This window comes from Providencia sp. 6390 (assembly GCF_058148425.1).
Window position 1 is genome coordinate 1 of sequence record NZ_JBYVYL010000005.1, and the last position, 16,990, is coordinate 16,990.

Consider the following 16,990-nt stretch of genomic DNA (forward strand, 5'->3'; position numbering starts at 1 on the left):
TCTGCTTCTTGGCGCTCACGCTCTGCTTGTTCTGCTGCGGCTTTCGCTACGGTAGCTTCCGCTTGGCGTTGGCGCTCCGCTTCTTCTTCCGCTAAACGTGCCGCTTCTGATTCTTGGCGCTCACGCTCTGCTTGCTCTGCTGCGGCTTTCGCGGCGGCAACCTCAGCTTCTCTCTGTTGCTTAGCCGCTAATTCAGCAATCCTTTCTTGCTCTTCCTGATATTTTTTACGCTCTGCTTCTACGGTAGCCGCTTCAATCGCAGCCAGCTCTGCTTGGCGTTGGCGTTCAGCGTCTTCTTGAGCCGCTTTTATCTCAGCTTGCTGTGCTTGATATTGACGCTCAGCCTCTTCCTCTGCCGCCTTAATTGCAGCTTGCTCTTGAGCTTGCTTCTCTTGATACTGACGCTCGGCTTCATCTTCAGCGGCTTTAATAGCAGCCTCATTATTCTGTTGTTGCAGCTCACTCTCTTTAGCAGCCTCTATTTTTTGTTGTTCTGCTTCTTGCTGTTGAGTTTCTTTTTCATCTTTACGACCAAAACCCAACCATGAGAAAAAGCCTTTTTTCTTGTCTTTAGCCATCAGCCACTACACTCCTCGCGGTAAAAACATGGCGCTTAATAATTAAATCGCAATAAAATTACATGCAGTCTATCATTTCATCGCGCAGCAACACATATCTGAAAGAAAAATCATAACAATTTAATCTGATTTTTTAAGTTAAAACTGTGAAAATGACGCGCTACAATAGATAACATCAATTTTTCGACGCTCAGCTCTATATGAGCAACAATGGATATTATGGCAAAAAAACCACAAAGCACATCGATGGGTCAAATACGTATCATCGGCGGCAAATGGCGCGGAAGAAAGCTTCCTGTCCGCGATAGTGAGGGTTTACGTCCCACTACCGATAGAATTAAAGAAACCTTATTTAACTGGTTAATGCCAACTATACGCGATGCTCGCTGTCTTGATTGTTTTGCGGGTAGCGGTTCACTTGGGTTTGAAGCACTTTCTCGGTTTGCCAACAATGTCACTTTTATCGAATTGGATAAACAAAACTGTCAGTTACTTACTGAAAACAAAGCTCGTTTGCAAGCCGATAGTGCCACAATCATACAAGGTAATAGCCTCGCAGTGCTTGCACAAACAGGCACGCCTTTTAATGTGGTATTTATCGACCCTCCTTTTCGTAAAGGCTTACTGAACGAAACTATTCAATTATTAGAAAAAAACCAGTGGTTAGCTGATGAAAGCTGGATATATGTTGAGTCAGAAGCGGAGTCACCGCTCACTAATATCCCAGCTAATTGGCAGCTTCATCGTGAAAAAATTGCAGGCCAAGTGGCCTACCGCTTATTTATTCGTCATTCAATTGAGGAAACAAGTCATGCTAATTAATGCAGGCCGTGCACTAATGATTTGTGTTTGGGCATTTATGGCTTTTAATTTAATTCATCCATTTCCTAAACCATTGAAGTACTTTATGGATGTTGCCATGATCTTTATGATTTTCATGCACGCATTGCAAACCATTTTTTTGAAAGCAACCTTAGCTAAGGGTGAAAAACTCTCCGGTTGGCTACAAACACGGATTTTCTTTTTTGGCGTATTTGAAATGTTAGCCATGCAAAAGAAACAAAAACAAGCCATTGAAGATGCAAAGAAAAAACAATAGAGCCCATTAGTTTGGCTTGAAGCTAAGGAACCTTGTTCCTTGCATGCGCAATGTTCCTTGGCTACCTTGCTCAATTTCTTGATACTGAGTCTCAGTTACGATCACTTTTATTACTTCTGCATTATTTAAGGGCTTAAAATAGACTTCATAACGAAAAGTTTCTGGTGAAACCACATCCCGTTCACGGGAGCGCATGTTTGGATAAGGATAATCTTTTTTACTTTCCACCATCACTGAATAGCTGGCAGGCAAAGCACTATCATTAATTTCATTCTGCTTACGTTGGTCAAAGAAACGCTTAGTCGCTAACACCGCAATAATCGCGAAAACAACAATTAATAAAATTGGTTTGTTCATAAATTTAACATTGCACTTAATCTGTTCAACAATATAGTTTATCTTAATGTTAAAGAACGAATACCACCACTGTTGCTTTATTTATTCGAATTTATAAGGATGTGTTTATGATTAGTTGGCCATTCCTTGCCGTACTGTTTTCCGGTTGGTTATATGTTGATGCCGCTTATCGTGGCCCTGAGTGGCAACGGTGGCTCTTTCGCCCGATCACGCTGATATTACTGTTATTGTGGGGTTGGAATGCGGATTTTTTAACCACTCAAGGTTACCTGATCCTCGCAGGTTTAGCCGTTTCACTGTTGGCTGATATGATGCGCATGCTATCAAGTGAGCGCTTACTTGCATCTGTAACTTTGATGTTTGCTAGCTACTTGCTTTATACCATCAGTTTTGGCATGCAACTTGATTTCAGCTTATATCTACCTTGGCTCCCTGTGCCACTCGTCATTGCGGCCATCACCCTCGTGTTAATTTGGAGCAAGCTAGAAGATATGCAAGCTATGGTGTTTGCCTTGCTAATCATGAGTATGATCATGGCTTGGGTCGCGGGAGACCAATTCTTTGGTTTAGGTCGTGATTACAACTTCTCCATCATGGTTGGTGCTTTCTTACTGTTTATTTCTAACTGTATTTGGCTAATCGCGCGCTTCCGTTTTCCATTTAAAGCATCAAAAGCAATTATTGCCGCACTCTACTTCCTTGGCCAATTCTTTATTATCCGAGCGATTTACCTATAGAACGCATTTCGCCAATTGATAAAATTCTCATATAGCATTTTTTATCAATTGGCGCCCCTTTATTTGTTTGACTCTGGAGTAGACTCCAAAGTGTAGACTTATCAATATTGATTAAGGTCATTGTTTGATAAGGGGGCTTATATGCACTCACATAACCATAAAGAAGCACATCAACACACTAGCTCTTGCTGCTCAAGCAGCAGCTGTTCGTCTACTGCTGTTCAAAATAGCCAAAAAGTAAGTGATGACTCACATACCCATGCTCATAGCACTGTCGAGAAACATCCCGATGATGATGAGGAAACTCACCAGCACACCAGCTGTAGCAGTTCCTCTCATCAAACCCATGATCATAAAGAGCACCAACATGGCTCATGCTGTAGTTCATCCCATGGCGTGACAGAAGAAATTGAACCTGCACAAACCGCGGGGCAACGTTTCAACTGGATCATTCGTGGAATGGATTGCCCAAGCTGCGCACAAAAAATTGAAAATGCAGTTAAACAAATAGCACAAGTGACACAAGCCAAAGTTTTGTTTGCAACCGAAAAACTGGTGGTTGATGCCGACAGCGATATCAGTACGGCTGTGCGTTCAACCGTCGAAGCCGCAGGTTATGAATTACATGATGTTGGTAATAATAGCGCCGCAGCGATAGCTCCACCGCCAAGCCTTCTAGCCGAATCAAAACCCGTTATTATTTTAGCGATCCTAATGGCGATTAGCTGGGGTATTGAGCTAGTCAATCCGCAAGTTGGTCTGATTGCTTTTACACTGACAACGTTGTTTGGGCTTTACCCCATCGCACGTAAATCATTGCGTTTGATTAAAACAGGTACACCTTTTGCTATCGAAACATTGATGACGGTTGCTGCTATAGGCGCTATTTTTATTCAGGCCACCGAAGAAGCGGCAATGGTTATCTTACTGTTTATGTTAGGTGAAATGCTGGAGTCCTACTCCGCAGGCCGAGCAAGACGTGGCGTCAGTGCATTAATGGCACTTGTCCCTGAAGAAGCCGTATTAGTCAAAAATGGGCAAAAAACTACCGTTCCTGTTTCACAGTTACGACCAGGCGATATTATTGAGATCGCACCAGGCGGGCGTTTACCTACAGATGCTGAACTGGTTTCTGGTTTCGCTAGCTTTGATGAAAGCTCTCTAACGGGTGAATCAGTTCCTGTTGAACGAAACATTGGTGAAAAAGTCGCTGCGGGTTGTTTGTCGGTTGATCGTGCAGTACAGATGAAAGTGGTTTCTGAGCAGGGTCAAAACGCCATTGACCGCATCTTACAACTGATTGAGGAAGCAGAAGAGCGTCGAGCACCCATTGAGCGCTTTATTGACCGCTTTAGCCGTATTTACACGCCATTAATTATGTTGTTTTCGGCGCTGGTTGTGGTCGTACCGCCAATTTTCTTTGGTGCAGCATGGGAAACATGGATTTATCGCGGCTTAACTTTACTCTTAATTGGTTGCCCATGTGCGTTAGTTATCTCAACGCCAGCAGCAATCACTTCAGCCTTAGCAACAGCAACACGCCGAGGTGCATTAATTAAAGGTGGTGCGGCATTAGAACAGCTTGGTTCTGTTACCACTATTGCATTGGATAAAACGGGTACCCTGACTGAAGGCAAGCCTCATGTCACTGATTTAGTCCCCGTAGATGGAATATCAGAGAGTGAGTTAGTGAGGATCACTGCATCCGTTGAGGCAGGCTCACATCACCCATTAGCCAAAGCGGTTATTAATAAAGCTGAAGCACTGTCAATCACGGTTGTAGAAGCTGAAAATCGCAAGGCACTGGCTGGTAAAGGTGTTGAAGGCTACTTGAATGATAAACATGTTTTAGTGAGTGCACCTAGTCGCCTAGATACGCCACTTGAGCCTGTTTGGCAAAGTCAGGTTGAAGCACTTGAGGCACAAGGTAAAACGGTTGTCGTCACTTTAGAAAACAACCGAGTGATTGGCTTAACCGCACTACAAGATACTTTACGCAGTGATGCAACTGATGCGATGAGTATGCTTAAAGCCTTAAATGTTAATGCAGTTATGTTAACAGGTGATAACCCACGAGCAGCCAGCGCAATTGCAGGGCAACTCGGCATGGAATACCGTGCAGGCTTGCTGCCAGAAGACAAAGTGACCGCAGTGATGGAATTAAACCGTAATCACAGCACTATGATGGTCGGTGATGGCATCAACGATGCACCAGCAATGAAAGCATCCAGTATTGGTGTTGCAATGGGAAGTGGAACTGATGTGGCACTGGAAACGGCAGACGCTGCACTGACTCATAACCGTTTAACCGGTTTGCCAGAAATCATTGCGCTGTCGCAAGCGACTCGTAAAATCATTCGTGAAAACATTACCATTGCACTTGGTTTAAAAGCGGTGTTCTTAGTCACCAGTTTGCTGGGGATCACAGGGCTATGGGTCGCCGTATTGGCTGATTCAGGAGCAACAGCCTTAGTCACGGCAAATGCGGTACGGTTACTGAAAGTGAAATTGCCACAAGTGAAAAAATAAGTTTCATTATTAGTTTCACTTAGTCAAAAGCGCCCTTGTGGCGCTTTTCTAATACGCATAGCAAACTAATTGCTAGTCAACTAAGCAACTAAGCAACTAAGCAACTAAGCAACTAAGCAACTAAGCAACTAAGCAACTAAGCAACTATTGTTTTACCACTATTCAAATGTAGTTGTCAGTTTAAAGATCACAAATAACACATTGTTTTAATTGGTTAATTTTTTATTTTTTTAGCCAAAATTAGGAGTAACTTGCTCCTCTTTCACAGCCATATTCGTTATTATCAACGTTCGAAAATAACTTTGATAGAAACAATTACGTTATGTCATTACAGCTACCCAAAACACCGCATGATGCGACTTTTAAGGGTTTTCTGAACCAAGTCGATAATGCACGAGACTTTTTTGATATTTACCTTCCAGAAAATATCAAATCATTATGTGATTTTAAGACGCTAGCACTCACCAACTCGTCTTTTATCGATAATACATTACGTTCACGATTGTCAGATGTCCTCTATTCCGTTAAGACCGATATGGGAGACGGCTATTTTTATTTACTAGTTGAGCATCAATCAACACCCGATAAATTAATGAGTTGGCGATTGATGTACTATGCTTTTTCCGCAATGAACCAACACTTACAGCAAGGGCACAAGGTACTGCCGTTGGTTGTCCCCATACTGTTTTATCATGGAAAAATGTCTCCCTATCCCTACTCAAATTTATGGACTCGTTGCTTTGATTGGAAGGAACTTGCCGAGGAACTGTATTTTAAACCGTTCCCTTTAGTCGATATCACTACGATTGATGATAATGAGCTAGCTAATCATCGAAAAATTGCAGTAATGGAATTGGCAATGAAGCATAAAAACCTGCGGGATGAATATCAACGAATGGTTGAACTCTTTGCTCAAACGCTCAATAATAATGGTAACAGTCAAGATGACATTACGATTATTTTGCAGTACTTACTGGTCGTTTTGGAGTCTCCAGAACACTTTGAACAAATTGTTCATTGCTTTAGTCAGCAAATTCCACAACATAAAGAGGTGGTTATGAATTTAGCAGAACGGCTACGACAAGAAGGCCAAGAAAAAGGTCATAAAATAGGCATTGAAGAAGGTGTCAAAATGACTCAACGTCAAATGGTAAAATCGCTCTTCACTGCTGGTGTTAGTATTGAATTAATCATGATGGGAACAAAATTAAGCCGCGAAGAGATTTTGTCATTGATTGAAGAAAAAACGCAATAACTAATCGTTAAATCAAGGTGCTAGTTCCGATGTAGAACTCGCGTTGTACCTTGATCAACTTTAAATAGATAACATATTCCCAACTGGCCATACGGTTTCAAATCACTGTTACAGCCCTTCTGCTTTTTTGCGTAACAAATAACGATAAGGGGCTTGTTCCGCTTCTACCGCCAGCAATTCATGCTCCATAAAACGGCAAAAACCGGGTATATCACGCGTTGTTGCAGGATCGTCAGCAATAATCAGTAGCGTCTCTCCCGCATTCATTCCACGAACAGTTTTACGCACTAACATCACAGGCTCTGGGCAACGTAGGCCAAGTGTATCAAGGGTTTTAGTGGCATTTGTAAATAAATCAGACATAACCATACTTATAAAAAATAAATGATGTTTTGATTATATAATAAAAAAAGCGTCTCGGGTTTAACAGTTTTGCTTTTGTTGCGCAACAAGCGTATTATACGCGCCTCCTCGATATCGAGATCGAGGCTATGTTTTATGGGTTCCCTCACCCCATGGCTACTTAAAAAGGTACAATATGTTTACGTTTACTGCGCAGCAACGAGCCACTGCGTTAATTTGGCTCTCGTTATTTCATGTTTTAATTATTACCTCTAGCAACTACCTAGTGCAGCTACCGATTAATATTTTCGGTTTCCACACCACATGGGGTGCATTTACCTTTCCCTTTATTTTCTTAGCCACCGATCTGACCGTGCGTATTTATGGTGCGCCACTGGCTCGTCGAATTATTACCGCAGTCATGCTACCCGCACTACTGATCTCTTACGTCGTATCAGCACTGTTTTTCCAAGGTGAATGGCAAGGTTTCAGTGCGCTGAATGAATTTAACCTGTTTGTTGCGCGTATCGCAGCGGCGAGTTTTATGGCTTATGTACTTGGGCAGATACTCGATGTCAGCGTGTTTAACAAATTACGCCAAAACAAACGTTGGTACGTAGCCCCTGCTTGTGCCATGTTTTTTGGTAACTTGATTGATACGATTGCCTTCTTCTTTATTGCCTTTTATCGCAGCAGTGATCCTTTTATGGCGGCGAATTGGGTAGAGATTGCTTTAGTGGATTACACCTTTAAGCTGTTAATCTGTATGTTATTTTTCTTACCAGCCTATGGTGTGCTACTCAATTTTATCCTAAAAACTTTCTTTGCTCAGACTTCTGAACAAAAACTGGCTAATCAGCATTGATTTCTTGAAATGAGAGGGGAAATATTCCCTCTCATCGCCTAGTAAAAATTACCGATCCAACTCTCATTTTATTGGTTTGCCCCATCAATAATTTCACAGCCGTGATAATCTGATTGCATAATCGAAACGAAGCGCGCTGTTTACACTTCAATTCACTCAAAAAAGAACACAAACGAACAAATATAACCATCGACCTCTCTTCTCTGGAGTCCGTAAGATGAAAAAACTGATTAACCGTGTTGAAGATATTATCAGTGAAGTCAATCAAGGGCTGATAGCGGCTCACCCTGAGCTACGTTTAAATATCGATCCCACCTACCTAGTTCATAAAGACGCCCCAATCAAAAATAAAGTGGGGTTGCTGTCTGGCGGTGGCAGTGGCCATGAACCCATGCATAGCGGATATATCGGCCTAGGCATGCTAGATGGAGCATGCCCCGGAGAAATGTTTACTTCCCCAACACCTGATCAAATGATGGAATGTGCAATGGCCATCGATAGCGGTGAAGGCGTCTTGATGATCATCAAAAACTACACAGGGGATGTCCTCAATTTTGAAACTGCCACTGAGCTGCTACATGATGCAGGCACTCAAGTCGCAACAGTTTTAGCCGATGATGATGTGGCGGTAAAAGACAGTTTATATACTGCTGGTCGTCGAGGTGTTGCCAATACCGTATTAATGGAAAAAATACTTGGAGCCGCGGCGGTTAAAGGCTACACGCTTGATCAACTTGTTGAGCTTGGCCACAGAACCAATAATAATGGCTACAGTTTAGGCGTTGCCTTACATGCATGCACAGTGCCAGCAGCAGGAAAACCGTCATTTGAACTGCCTGATAACGAAATGGAATTTGGTGTTGGTATCCACGGCGAACCAGGTATTGAGCGGCGCGGCTTTAGTAATTTAAATGATACTGTTGATCAGATGTTTGAAATACTGATCGACAATGGACATTATGAGCGAGTGATCCGCCAATGGGATCGTGAAAATGGCAGTTGGCAAGAGCATAAACAAATCAAACAGCCATTAAAAAAAGGCGACCGTGTGATTGCCCTCGTCAATAACCTCGGCGCTACTCCACTATCTGAGCTCTATGCGGTCTATCATCGTTTACAAACTTGTTGTCAGCAATTTGGCCTAACTATTGAACGTAACCTAGTCGGTTCATACTGCACCGCGCTTGATATGCAAGGCGTTTCCATCACTTTATTAAAAGTGGATGATGAGGCATTGATGCTCTGGGACGAACCTGTTAACACCCCTGCTTTACGTTGGAAATGCTAGGAGCTAAATCGATGAATTTAACACAACAACAGATCTATCAGTGGTTAATACAATGTTCACAAACCTTCGCTCGGGAGCAAAACAATTTAACTGAGCTAGATACTGCAATTGGCGATGGTGACCACGGCCTTAATATGAACCGAGGCTTTCAAAAAGTCGCAGAAAAGCTTCCTTCTGTTGAGGACAAAGACATTGCCACTCTGCTTAAAACAACGGGTATGACTTTGCTTTCGAGTGTTGGTGGAGCTAGCGGTCCGTTATTTGGCACTTTTTTTATTAAGGCTGCGCAAAGTGCTGCTGGTAAAGATGTATTGAGCGTTGCAGATTTGGCTGAGCTTATCAAAGCAGGTACTGAAGGCGTGGTTTCTCGCGGCAAAGCAGAACCAAATGATAAAACCATGTGTGATGTATGGTGGCCAGTTAGCGCTGCGCTCGAAAATGCCGTCTCACGGCCGTTAAATGAGGCCATTTCAGCCGCAGTAACAGCCGCTAAACAAGGTGTTGAGTCAACCATTCCAATGCAAGCACGCAAAGGGAGAGCGAGCTACCTTGGCGAGCGCAGTATTGGCCACGCTGATCCGGGCGGTACATCGGTGTTACTACTGATGGAAACCCTTCAACAATCACTGTAATTTTCAATTCAGTTGGGGATATAAAAAAAGAGAAAGGGTGTTATGCCTTTGAGGTTGTTGACGAAGCGGGATAAAAGCGTGGTTTTTCCCGCTCCGTGTTATTAGCCGAAAATCAATAAATTGATTTTCCTCGTTGATTTCAAAAACCTTAACGACCACAGACAAACAAAATACGTTTGTCAGCAGTCTGAAAGGTGTTATACCTTTTTCTTTTTTATTGAGGTAATTATAGTGCTTTTGCTAGCAAGCTAATTGGATGCTCACATTTCTTACTGGTCGACATCTCGATTTGCCATTTGCAAGTTTCGCAGTCAGTGATCACCATATCAGCACCACTTTCTTCTATTTGACGGAACAATCCCGCGCCAATCCCTTGAGATACTTCATAGTTCTCTTTTTTAAACCCATAAGTTCCTGCGATACCACAACATTGTGAATCAAGCACAATCAATTCCACCCCAGGCACTCGTTTAATCAGTTCCAATGTATAAGATGTCCAGCCCATTTTTTCCATATGACATGGTGTGTGGTAAGCCACTTTTAACGGCGTATGTTTGAGCTTTAACTCACGACCTTGCTCTAATAAGCGATAAATATAGCGAGTTGCTAACTCGATGTTTTCACGCATTTGCGACGTATCTACATCCAGCACATGAGGATATTCATCACGAATGGTAAAGGTACAGGTTGATGAGGTCGCAACAACAGGCACATGATTTTCTAGTATCGTTTCTTGGAGTGATTCTAAGTTCACATTAGCTTGCCGTTTCGCCTGTTTCATAAAGCCATTGGCGATCAATGCCACACCACAGCATTTTTCCCGTTTTAGTAATTGAACGCCGATCCCCATACCGTTGAAGACTTTGATCAGATCTTTACCGAGCTGCGGGTGATTATAATTCACATAGCAACCATGGAAAAAAGCCACTTGCTCTGCAAATTTCTGCTGCTCTGCCGCTTGTTTTGCATACCAGCGACGGAAAGTCCCAAATGAGTACTTCGGTAATTCACGTCGATGATCGATTTTCAATGCTTTATCAAGGATCTGGCGTACCGGTTTCAAACCAGTAATGGTATTCACCACAGGCGCAAAAGGCGTTGATAGTGACCCCATCAGATCAGTATGACTCAATATGGCATCACGCAGTTTCGGTTTCTGCTGGCTATAGGTATTACGAGCCCGCGCAATAATATCACCAATCTTCACGTCTGACGGGCAAGCAACCTCGCAACGTTTACAGTTAGTGCAATATTTTAGCGCCTCGTCGTACATCATTGGGTCTTTTAAACGTAAACGCTCACCATCTGGCCCCGCTTGTTTTGGGCCCGGATACAGGGGATTCACCTTAGCAACAGGGCAATAGGTGGTACAAACTGTACATTTAATACAGCTTTCAAAGCTTGCATCCTGAATACTCATTGCGCCACCTCCGCCTGCATGGCTTTTTGTCTTGCAAAATAACTGATAATTTCATCAGCGGCATGCAAGCCGCTAATCAATGAAACCCCTGCTCCACAGCCTTCGGTTAAAGGATCAAAACCGCCTAAAACAGCACCAGCGACATGTAAGTTTTCAAGGGTTTGTCCTTCTTTTTGTGCACGTAGCTGATCATCAGTTTGTACACCAAATGTCATATAAGGCTGTGAGGCAAAAAATTCTTTGTTAGTCCACTGAGCGCGCTGAGGAATATTACATAAATCGAGGTGCATTAACGGCTCATACACGCGATCAAATTCAGCAACTAAACCATTGTTGAAAAAACTGCCGGTTGCTAACACAAACTGAGAAGCTTTCAGTGAGATATCACCATGGTTGCGTGTTGTCACGGATTCAATACGTGATCCCACACAGTTTACTGAAGTCACTTTATCGCCTGGCATTATAATGCCACCTTGGCGACGAAATTGGCGTAGCAATGATTCATGCAAGCGAATACCCAATAATGACGGTGGCAGAGTTGGCAATAAATAAATAGGCTTGCCCAGCTGTTTTTGCAGCTCTAACAGCGGTTCTTCGCTATCTAAACCGATGCAAGCAGGCATAAAAATCGACTCTGATTCAGCAACTAATGGCGCAATTTCAGCAACAATTTGCGCCATATTTTCAGGACGATCTAGCCAGCGAGCGACGTTGATAGCCCTAAATTCGCTAGCATTTTCCCTTAGTCTATCCAGCAGAGGCAAGTGAACATAATGGGCACTCGCATCGATCCCTTCGCGCTGCAATTCATCCGATACCATTTGTGGCTGAAAGTCTAAAAACCCTTCAATACCTACAACGGCTATTTTCCCCATATTCATTTTTTTATGCAGGTCAATCGTTGGCACTGAACTAGGGCTCAACCACGTCAATCGTTTATGACCTAATGGTGTTATACGATAATGATTTTCATCACTCGAGCCTTGCAGTTTTATACCACTTTGCTGCAATAAGGCTTCGGCTTGGTGAGTTAACTTAATCACCGCCAATTTGCCAAGCCGGCTATAAGGGTGTTGCGGTGATTGTTCGCTCAGTGTATCTAAAGCTTCAAGCGGTTTTTCAACCAATTGGCCATCAGGCAAGTGGGTTAATAAATCCAATGAGCCCGAAGAAAAATGCAACGCATTTTGCCCTGCACTAACAATGGCGCAAGATAAGCCTGACTGAGTTAAGCGAATACCGCAGATAAGGCCAGCTAGCCCTCCGCCCATAACGACTGCATCATATTTCATTGTCAGCCTCCTTGTCAGATACCTTGCCTAATGTTGTTTCATTCATGCCACATAACCCATGGTAAACCCAACTGGTAAATTCACTTTCACGTAATGCATCTCCCCACGCAATGGGACGCACACCTTTCCAGCGCTCATTAAGAAAATGGCCTAATTGCTGTTCAGTTTCATGTGGTGTTGTAACATTAAAACGATTTAATAACCCAGCTGCTCGACAGGCGCATAGCTCTCCCTGACAAGTCCCCATACCCACCCGAGTCCGACGGCGTAAATCCAGTAAATTATTGACCGTCAAAGAGTTAACCGCATAACGAACTTCACCCGCAGTGACCGCTTCACACTCACAAACCAAACTTTTATCTAATCGGTCAGTACTGAGTATTGCCGAAGCACGATCGCCGTGGCGATAAACCGCAGAGCCACGAATTGGTGCAGGAATGGCCACAACAGTGCGTAATGCTTCTTCAGCGCTATGTTGCGAGCCCGGTAATGCAGCTTCCGCAGTGGTACATTTCGCTGAATGACCTAATTTTTCACAAACTTTATCGGTTGCCCACTCTGCCATGAGTCGATAAGTCATCAACTTACCGCCAGTAATGGTAATAAAGTTTTCTAAGCCATCGCGTTTCGCATGATCGAGTAACACGATACCGCGGCTCACATTACGACCAGATGGATCATCATCACTCGCAACGAGTGGCCGAACACCTGCATAAGCACGCAAAATACGCGTTTTCGCCAATGCAGGTGACAACATCGAACCTTCGCGGATCAAAATATCGACCTCTTCAGGGGTCACATACATATTATCGATCTGATCGTATTCGATATGTGTTGATGTCGTACCAATCAGTGAAATCGTGTCACCTGGCACTAAAATATCGGCGTCTGCGGGTTTACGGCAACGGTTAATTACCATGTTGTTTAGACGGTGACCTAAAATCAACAAAGCGCCTTTAGCAGGGAACATTTTAATTTTTAAGTCTGCATATTCGGCGATTTTTTGCCCCCAAATACCGCCTGCGTTAACCACCATTTCTGCGTAAATATCATATTGTCGTTTGGCTTGATGATCATAAACCGTAACACCGCGAACTTTGTCACCATCACGGATCAGCCCAATCACCTCATGGTAAGTGAGCACTTGCGCGCCATGTTCACGTGCATCTAACATATTGGCAGCCGTTAAGCGAAAAGGATCAACCGTGCCATCAGGTACTCTAACGGCACCAATCAATTGTGGGTTTACTGAAGGTTCAAGACGGATAGCTTCCACAGGATCGATAGCATTCGCATCAATACCTGCCGCTTGGCAGGCACGAATGAATTGTTGTTGGTATTCAAGCGAATCTTCCGGCAGGGTAATAAACAAACCATCTGTCCGCTCAATACAATGATGGGCAATACGTTTTAGTATTTTATTTTCTTCAATACACTCTCTTGCCGATTCACCATCGGTGACGGCATAGCGTGCTCCGCTGTGCAGCAAGCCATGATTGCGCCCTGTCGCACCAGTGGCGATATCATGGCGCTCAAGCAAAACCGTTTTTAAACCTCGACGGGCGCAGTCACGAGCAACACCTGCACCTGTTGCGCCACCACCGATAATGATGACATCCGTTTCAGCTACAGATGAGCCATTCATGTCGTATTCCTCACATTCATCAACACTACTTTTAGTATGGTCTATTTTTATAATCTATAGCTAAATATAGACAAGAAATGTGTCGCATGTTTGATAAGGAACAAAAACGAAAGCATTTACATCAAATTTAGTAATAAAAAGACAAAATTCGTGATGCCAATCACAATAAATCCACTCATTATGGTTTCTTTTTATTCGCAAATAACATTAACTATGCGACCAATAAATAAAACAAATATTTGTGCAGTAGATTACAGATAAAATGTTTTTTTATGACTATCATAAACGCACTTATGAAAGATATTGCTCGATATAAAACTCAAATACTTTCGTTTTCGTTACTTTACCAATAAAAACACTCACCATTTTTATCTTGCTAGATAAAAGAAAAGAGTTAAATAACAATTAGCATGCCATCGGAGGCTATATGTTAAGTATTTTTAAACCAGCACCTCATGCCCCGAGGTTGCCCGCTGAGAAGATAGATCCGACCTATCGTCGCCTGCGTTGGCAAATCTTCATGGGTATTTTCTTTGGTTACGCAGCCTATTATTTGGTCAGAAAGAACTTCGCCTTAGCGATGCCATATCTTGTTGAACAAGGCTTCTCCAAAGGGGATCTGGGTTTTGCACTGTCAGGGATCTCTATCGCATACGGTTTTTCTAAATTCATTATGGGGTCAGTATCAGACCGTTCTAACCCGCGTGTGTTCTTACCCGCCGGTCTGATCCTCGCCGCAGTGGTGATGCTTATCATGGGCTTCGTGCCATGGGCAACATCAAGCATCATGGTGATGTTCGTCCTGCTGTTCCTATGTGGCTGGTTCCAAGGTATGGGTTGGCCTCCTTGTGGCCGTACTATGGTTCACTGGTGGTCGCAAAAAGAACGTGGTGGGATTGTTTCTATTTGGAACTGTGCTCACAACGTTGGTGGTGGTATTCCTCCTCTACTGTTCATGCTAGGCATGGCATGGTTTAACGACTGGAAAGCTGCACTGTATATGCCTGCATTTGGCGCGATCCTCGTTGCTATGATTGCCTTTGCATTGATGCGCGATACACCACAGTCTTGTGGTTTACCACCAATCGAAGAATATAAAAACGATTACCCACCTGACTACAAAGAATCCGATGAGCAAGAGCTAACTGCCAAAGAAATCTTTATGAAGTATGTTTTCCCTAACAAACTTCTGTGGATGATCGCAATTGCTAACGTCTTCGTTTACCTACTACGTTATGGTGTTCTTGACTGGTCGCCAACTTACCTGCGTGAAGTGAAACACTTTGCAATGGATAAATCTTCTTGGGCTTACTTCCTGTACGAATATGCAGGTATCCCAGGTACGCTACTGTGCGGTTGGATGTCAGATAAAGTATTCCGTGGTAACCGTGGTGCAACGGGTGTGTTCTTCATGATTTTGGTGACCATTGCCACCATCGTTTTCTGGATGAACCCAGCAGGTAACCCGAATGTCGATATGGCATGTATGTTAATCATCGGTTTCTTAATCTACGGCCCTGTAATGCTGATCGGCTTGCACGCACTTGAGCTCGCACCGAAGAAAGCAGCAGGTACTGCAGCAGGCTTCACCGGCCTGTTTGGTTACCTCGGTGGTTCTGTAGCCGCAAGTGCAATCGTTGGTTATACCGTTGACTACTTCGGTTGGGACGGCGGTTTTGCTGTCATGATCGGTGGTTCTGCATTAGCGGTTGTTCTGCTGTTCATCGTTATGCTTAGCGAAACTAAACATAAGCGCGAATTAGCGAAAATGAACTAAAAAGTTCACATTAATGCTTTAACCTAAATAGGTCATGTTCTTATTAAGAAGTATGGCCTATTTTTTTACCTATAGAGTGACAAGGAGATATCATCATGCACTTCCGATTCAAAACATTGGTCGCCAGTATGGTTTTAGTGATGTCAGCGACGGCTGTTGCGCAAGCAGCAGAGAAAGTCGTTATCGCTCACCGTGGCGCCAGTGGCTACTTACCAGAACACACACTACCAGCGAAAGCGATGGCTTACGCGCAAGGTGCAGATTTTCTTGAACAAGATTTGGTGATGACCAAAGACAATGAACTGGTTGTGCTGCATGACCATTTTCTTGATCGTGTCACTGATGTTGCAGAACGTTTTCCTGATCGTGCTCGCAAAGATGGACGCTATTACGCTATCGACTTCACCCTTGATGAAATCAAATCACTAAAATTCACTGAAGGGTTTGATATTGTCGATGGTAAAAAGGTTCAAAGTTATCCAAACCGTTTCCCAATGGGGAAATCTGATTTCCGTGTACATACGTTCCAAGAAGAAATCGAATTTATTCAAGGTTTGAATAAATCGACAGGTAAAAACATCGGTATCTATCCTGAAATCAAAGCGCCTTGGTTCCATCAACAGGAAGGCAAGGACATCACTAAAAAAACCCTCGAAGTCCTTAAACAATACGGTTATACCAATAAAGACTCAAATGTTTATCTGCAATGTTTTGATGCTAATGAACTTAAACGTATTAAAAATACATTGATGCCAGAAATGGGCATGAATTTAAAACTAGTTCAGTTGATCGCTTACACCGATTGGAATGAAACTCAGGAACAAAAACCAGACGGAACCTGGGTAAACTACAGTTATGACTGGATGTTCAAGCCTGACTCAATGAAAGAAGTGGCTAAATATGCAGACGGTATTGGCCCTGATTACCATATGTTAGTCAGCGAAGAGTCAACGCCTGATAATATTAAGCTAACCGGCATGGTTAAAGATGCTCACGCCAACAATATGGCGGTGCACCCTTATACTATTCGTGTCGATAAATTACCTAAATATGCAAAAGATGGTCAGCAACTGTTTGACATTATCTACAACCAAGCTGATGTTGACGGTGCCTTTACTGATTTCCCTGATCTAGGGGTAAAATTTCTACAAAAACAGAAACAACATCAGTAATA

General features: G+C 43.2%; 15 protein-coding genes and 1 pseudogene. 10 read left to right on the top strand and 6 right to left on the bottom strand.

Going from position 1 to position 16,990, the window contains the following annotated elements; all coding sequences use genetic code 11:
• Positions 1–578: pseudogene (locus AC3Z9T_RS11550) on the bottom strand (signal recognition particle-docking protein FtsY); the annotation flags it as partial.
• Positions 579–797: 219 nt separating this feature from the next.
• On the opposite strand from AC3Z9T_RS11550, the gene rsmD reads away from it, so the two are divergent.
• Positions 798–1,400 (top strand): 16S rRNA (guanine(966)-N(2))-methyltransferase, encoded by a 603-nt coding sequence (gene rsmD / locus AC3Z9T_RS11555; RefSeq protein ID WP_490126286.1) that lies wholly within the window; start codon positions 798–800, stop codon positions 1,398–1,400.
• Positions 1,390–1,677 (top strand): DUF1145 family protein, encoded by a 288-nt coding sequence (locus AC3Z9T_RS11560; RefSeq protein ID WP_490126287.1) that lies wholly within the window; start codon positions 1,390–1,392, stop codon positions 1,675–1,677. The genes rsmD and AC3Z9T_RS11560 overlap by 11 nt, the downstream gene beginning before the upstream one ends.
• A gap of 6 nt (positions 1,678–1,683) precedes the next feature.
• Here the strand turns inward: AC3Z9T_RS11560 and AC3Z9T_RS11565 are convergent, their stop codons facing one another.
• A complete protein-coding gene (locus tag AC3Z9T_RS11565; protein WP_490126288.1) occupies positions 1,684–2,034 on the bottom strand; it encodes a DUF2500 domain-containing protein in 351 nt (116 codons plus the stop codon).
• A 110-nt stretch (positions 2,035–2,144) separates the two neighbouring features.
• Between AC3Z9T_RS11565 and AC3Z9T_RS11570 the strand changes: the two genes are divergently transcribed.
• The 3 genes from AC3Z9T_RS11570 to AC3Z9T_RS11580 all read left to right on the top strand — a co-directional run bounded on the left by AC3Z9T_RS11570 (position 2,145) and on the right by AC3Z9T_RS11580 (position 6,555).
• The gene (locus tag AC3Z9T_RS11570) at positions 2,145–2,771 is read left to right on the top strand and encodes a lysoplasmalogenase (RefSeq protein WP_490126608.1); all 627 of its coding nucleotides are present in this window, start codon (positions 2,145–2,147) and stop codon (positions 2,769–2,771) included.
• Between the two features lie 141 nt (positions 2,772–2,912).
• Entirely contained in the window at positions 2,913–5,300 is a 2,388-nt protein-coding gene (locus AC3Z9T_RS11575; RefSeq protein ID WP_490126289.1) for a zinc/cadmium/mercury/lead-transporting ATPase, read from the top strand.
• Between the two features lie 322 nt (positions 5,301–5,622).
• Positions 5,623–6,555: an Rpn family recombination-promoting nuclease/putative transposase gene (locus AC3Z9T_RS11580; protein ID WP_490126290.1), complete on the top strand. Its 933-nt coding sequence runs from the start codon at positions 5,623–5,625 to the stop codon at positions 6,553–6,555.
• Between the two features lie 108 nt (positions 6,556–6,663).
• On the opposite strand, the gene tusA is transcribed toward AC3Z9T_RS11580, so the two are convergent.
• Positions 6,664–6,918 carry a sulfurtransferase TusA gene (gene tusA, locus AC3Z9T_RS11585; protein ID WP_490126291.1) on the bottom strand — a complete coding sequence of 85 codons (255 nt, stop codon included), beginning with the start codon at positions 6,916–6,918 and terminating at the stop codon, positions 6,664–6,666.
• Positions 6,919–7,093: 175 nt separating this feature from the next.
• Between tusA and AC3Z9T_RS11590 the strand changes: the two genes are divergently transcribed.
• The 3 genes from AC3Z9T_RS11590 (at position 7,094) to dhaL (ending at position 9,682) form a co-directional block, all read left to right on the top strand.
• On the top strand, positions 7,094–7,762 hold the full coding sequence (locus tag AC3Z9T_RS11590; RefSeq protein WP_490126292.1) for a 7-cyano-7-deazaguanine/7-aminomethyl-7-deazaguanine transporter: 669 nt from the start codon (positions 7,094–7,096) through the stop codon (positions 7,760–7,762).
• Positions 7,763–7,979: 217 nt separating this feature from the next.
• The gene (gene dhaK, locus AC3Z9T_RS11595) at positions 7,980–9,050 is read left to right on the top strand and encodes a dihydroxyacetone kinase subunit DhaK (protein WP_490126293.1); all 1,071 of its coding nucleotides are present in this window, start codon (positions 7,980–7,982) and stop codon (positions 9,048–9,050) included.
• Positions 9,051–9,061: 11 nt separating this feature from the next.
• A complete protein-coding gene (dhaL, locus tag AC3Z9T_RS11600; protein ID WP_490126294.1) occupies positions 9,062–9,682 on the top strand; it encodes a dihydroxyacetone kinase subunit DhaL in 621 nt (206 codons plus the stop codon).
• Between the two features lie 226 nt (positions 9,683–9,908).
• On the opposite strand, the gene glpC is transcribed toward dhaL, so the two are convergent.
• Genes glpC through glpA form a run of 3 tightly spaced genes read right to left on the bottom strand, consistent with a single transcriptional unit; the run spans position 9,909 to position 14,039 of the window.
• The gene (glpC, locus tag AC3Z9T_RS11605) at positions 9,909–11,102 is read right to left on the bottom strand and encodes an anaerobic glycerol-3-phosphate dehydrogenase subunit GlpC (RefSeq protein ID WP_140183041.1); all 1,194 of its coding nucleotides are present in this window, start codon (positions 11,100–11,102) and stop codon (positions 9,909–9,911) included.
• Complete coding sequence (gene glpB, locus AC3Z9T_RS11610) at positions 11,099–12,394, bottom strand: glycerol-3-phosphate dehydrogenase subunit GlpB (RefSeq protein WP_490126295.1); 1,296 nt, start codon at positions 12,392–12,394, stop codon at positions 11,099–11,101. Before glpB ends, glpC begins: the two co-directional genes overlap by 4 nt.
• Entirely contained in the window at positions 12,384–14,039 is a 1,656-nt protein-coding gene (gene glpA, locus AC3Z9T_RS11615; protein ID WP_490126296.1) for an anaerobic glycerol-3-phosphate dehydrogenase subunit A, read from the bottom strand. Before glpA ends, glpB begins: the two co-directional genes overlap by 11 nt.
• Positions 14,040–14,466: 427 nt before the next feature.
• Between glpA and glpT the strand changes: the two genes are divergently transcribed.
• Both glpT and glpQ read left to right on the top strand, forming a co-directional pair.
• Positions 14,467–15,816 carry a glycerol-3-phosphate transporter gene (gene glpT, locus AC3Z9T_RS11620; protein ID WP_490126297.1) on the top strand — a complete coding sequence of 450 codons (1,350 nt, stop codon included), beginning with the start codon at positions 14,467–14,469 and terminating at the stop codon, positions 15,814–15,816.
• Between the two features lie 95 nt (positions 15,817–15,911).
• A complete protein-coding gene (gene glpQ, locus AC3Z9T_RS11625) occupies positions 15,912–16,988 on the top strand; it encodes a glycerophosphodiester phosphodiesterase (RefSeq protein WP_490126298.1) in 1,077 nt (358 codons plus the stop codon).
• Positions 16,989–16,990: the final 2 nt, after the last annotated feature.

What these genes read in the sequence shown, in the direction of transcription:
- dhaK (WP_490126293.1), top strand. Translation starts at nt 7,980, where the DNA reads ATGAAAAAACTGATTAACCGTGTTGAAGATATTATCAGTGAAGTCAAT.
- AC3Z9T_RS11590 (WP_490126292.1), top strand. Translation starts at nt 7,094, where the DNA reads ATGTTTACGTTTACTGCGCAGCAACGAGCCACTGCGTTAATTTGGCTC.
- AC3Z9T_RS11565 (WP_490126288.1), bottom strand. Translation starts at nt 2,034, where the DNA reads ATGAACAAACCAATTTTATTAATTGTTGTTTTCGCGATTATTGCGGTG.
- glpC (WP_140183041.1), bottom strand. Translation starts at nt 11,102, where the DNA reads ATGAGTATTCAGGATGCAAGCTTTGAAAGCTGTATTAAATGTACAGTT.
- glpQ (WP_490126298.1), top strand. Translation starts at nt 15,912, where the DNA reads ATGCACTTCCGATTCAAAACATTGGTCGCCAGTATGGTTTTAGTGATG.
- AC3Z9T_RS11580 (WP_490126290.1), top strand. Translation starts at nt 5,623, where the DNA reads ATGTCATTACAGCTACCCAAAACACCGCATGATGCGACTTTTAAGGGT.
- AC3Z9T_RS11560 (WP_490126287.1), top strand. Translation starts at nt 1,390, where the DNA reads ATGCTAATTAATGCAGGCCGTGCACTAATGATTTGTGTTTGGGCATTT.
- glpB (WP_490126295.1), bottom strand. Translation starts at nt 12,394, where the DNA reads ATGAAATATGATGCAGTCGTTATGGGCGGAGGGCTAGCTGGCCTTATC.
- dhaL (WP_490126294.1), top strand. Translation starts at nt 9,062, where the DNA reads ATGAATTTAACACAACAACAGATCTATCAGTGGTTAATACAATGTTCA.
- AC3Z9T_RS11575 (WP_490126289.1), top strand. Translation starts at nt 2,913, where the DNA reads ATGCACTCACATAACCATAAAGAAGCACATCAACACACTAGCTCTTGC.
- glpT (WP_490126297.1), top strand. Translation starts at nt 14,467, where the DNA reads ATGTTAAGTATTTTTAAACCAGCACCTCATGCCCCGAGGTTGCCCGCT.
- rsmD (WP_490126286.1), top strand. Translation starts at nt 798, where the DNA reads ATGGCAAAAAAACCACAAAGCACATCGATGGGTCAAATACGTATCATC.
- glpA (WP_490126296.1), bottom strand. Translation starts at nt 14,039, where the DNA reads ATGAATGGCTCATCTGTAGCTGAAACGGATGTCATCATTATCGGTGGT.
- tusA (WP_490126291.1), bottom strand. Translation starts at nt 6,918, where the DNA reads ATGTCTGATTTATTTACAAATGCCACTAAAACCCTTGATACACTTGGC.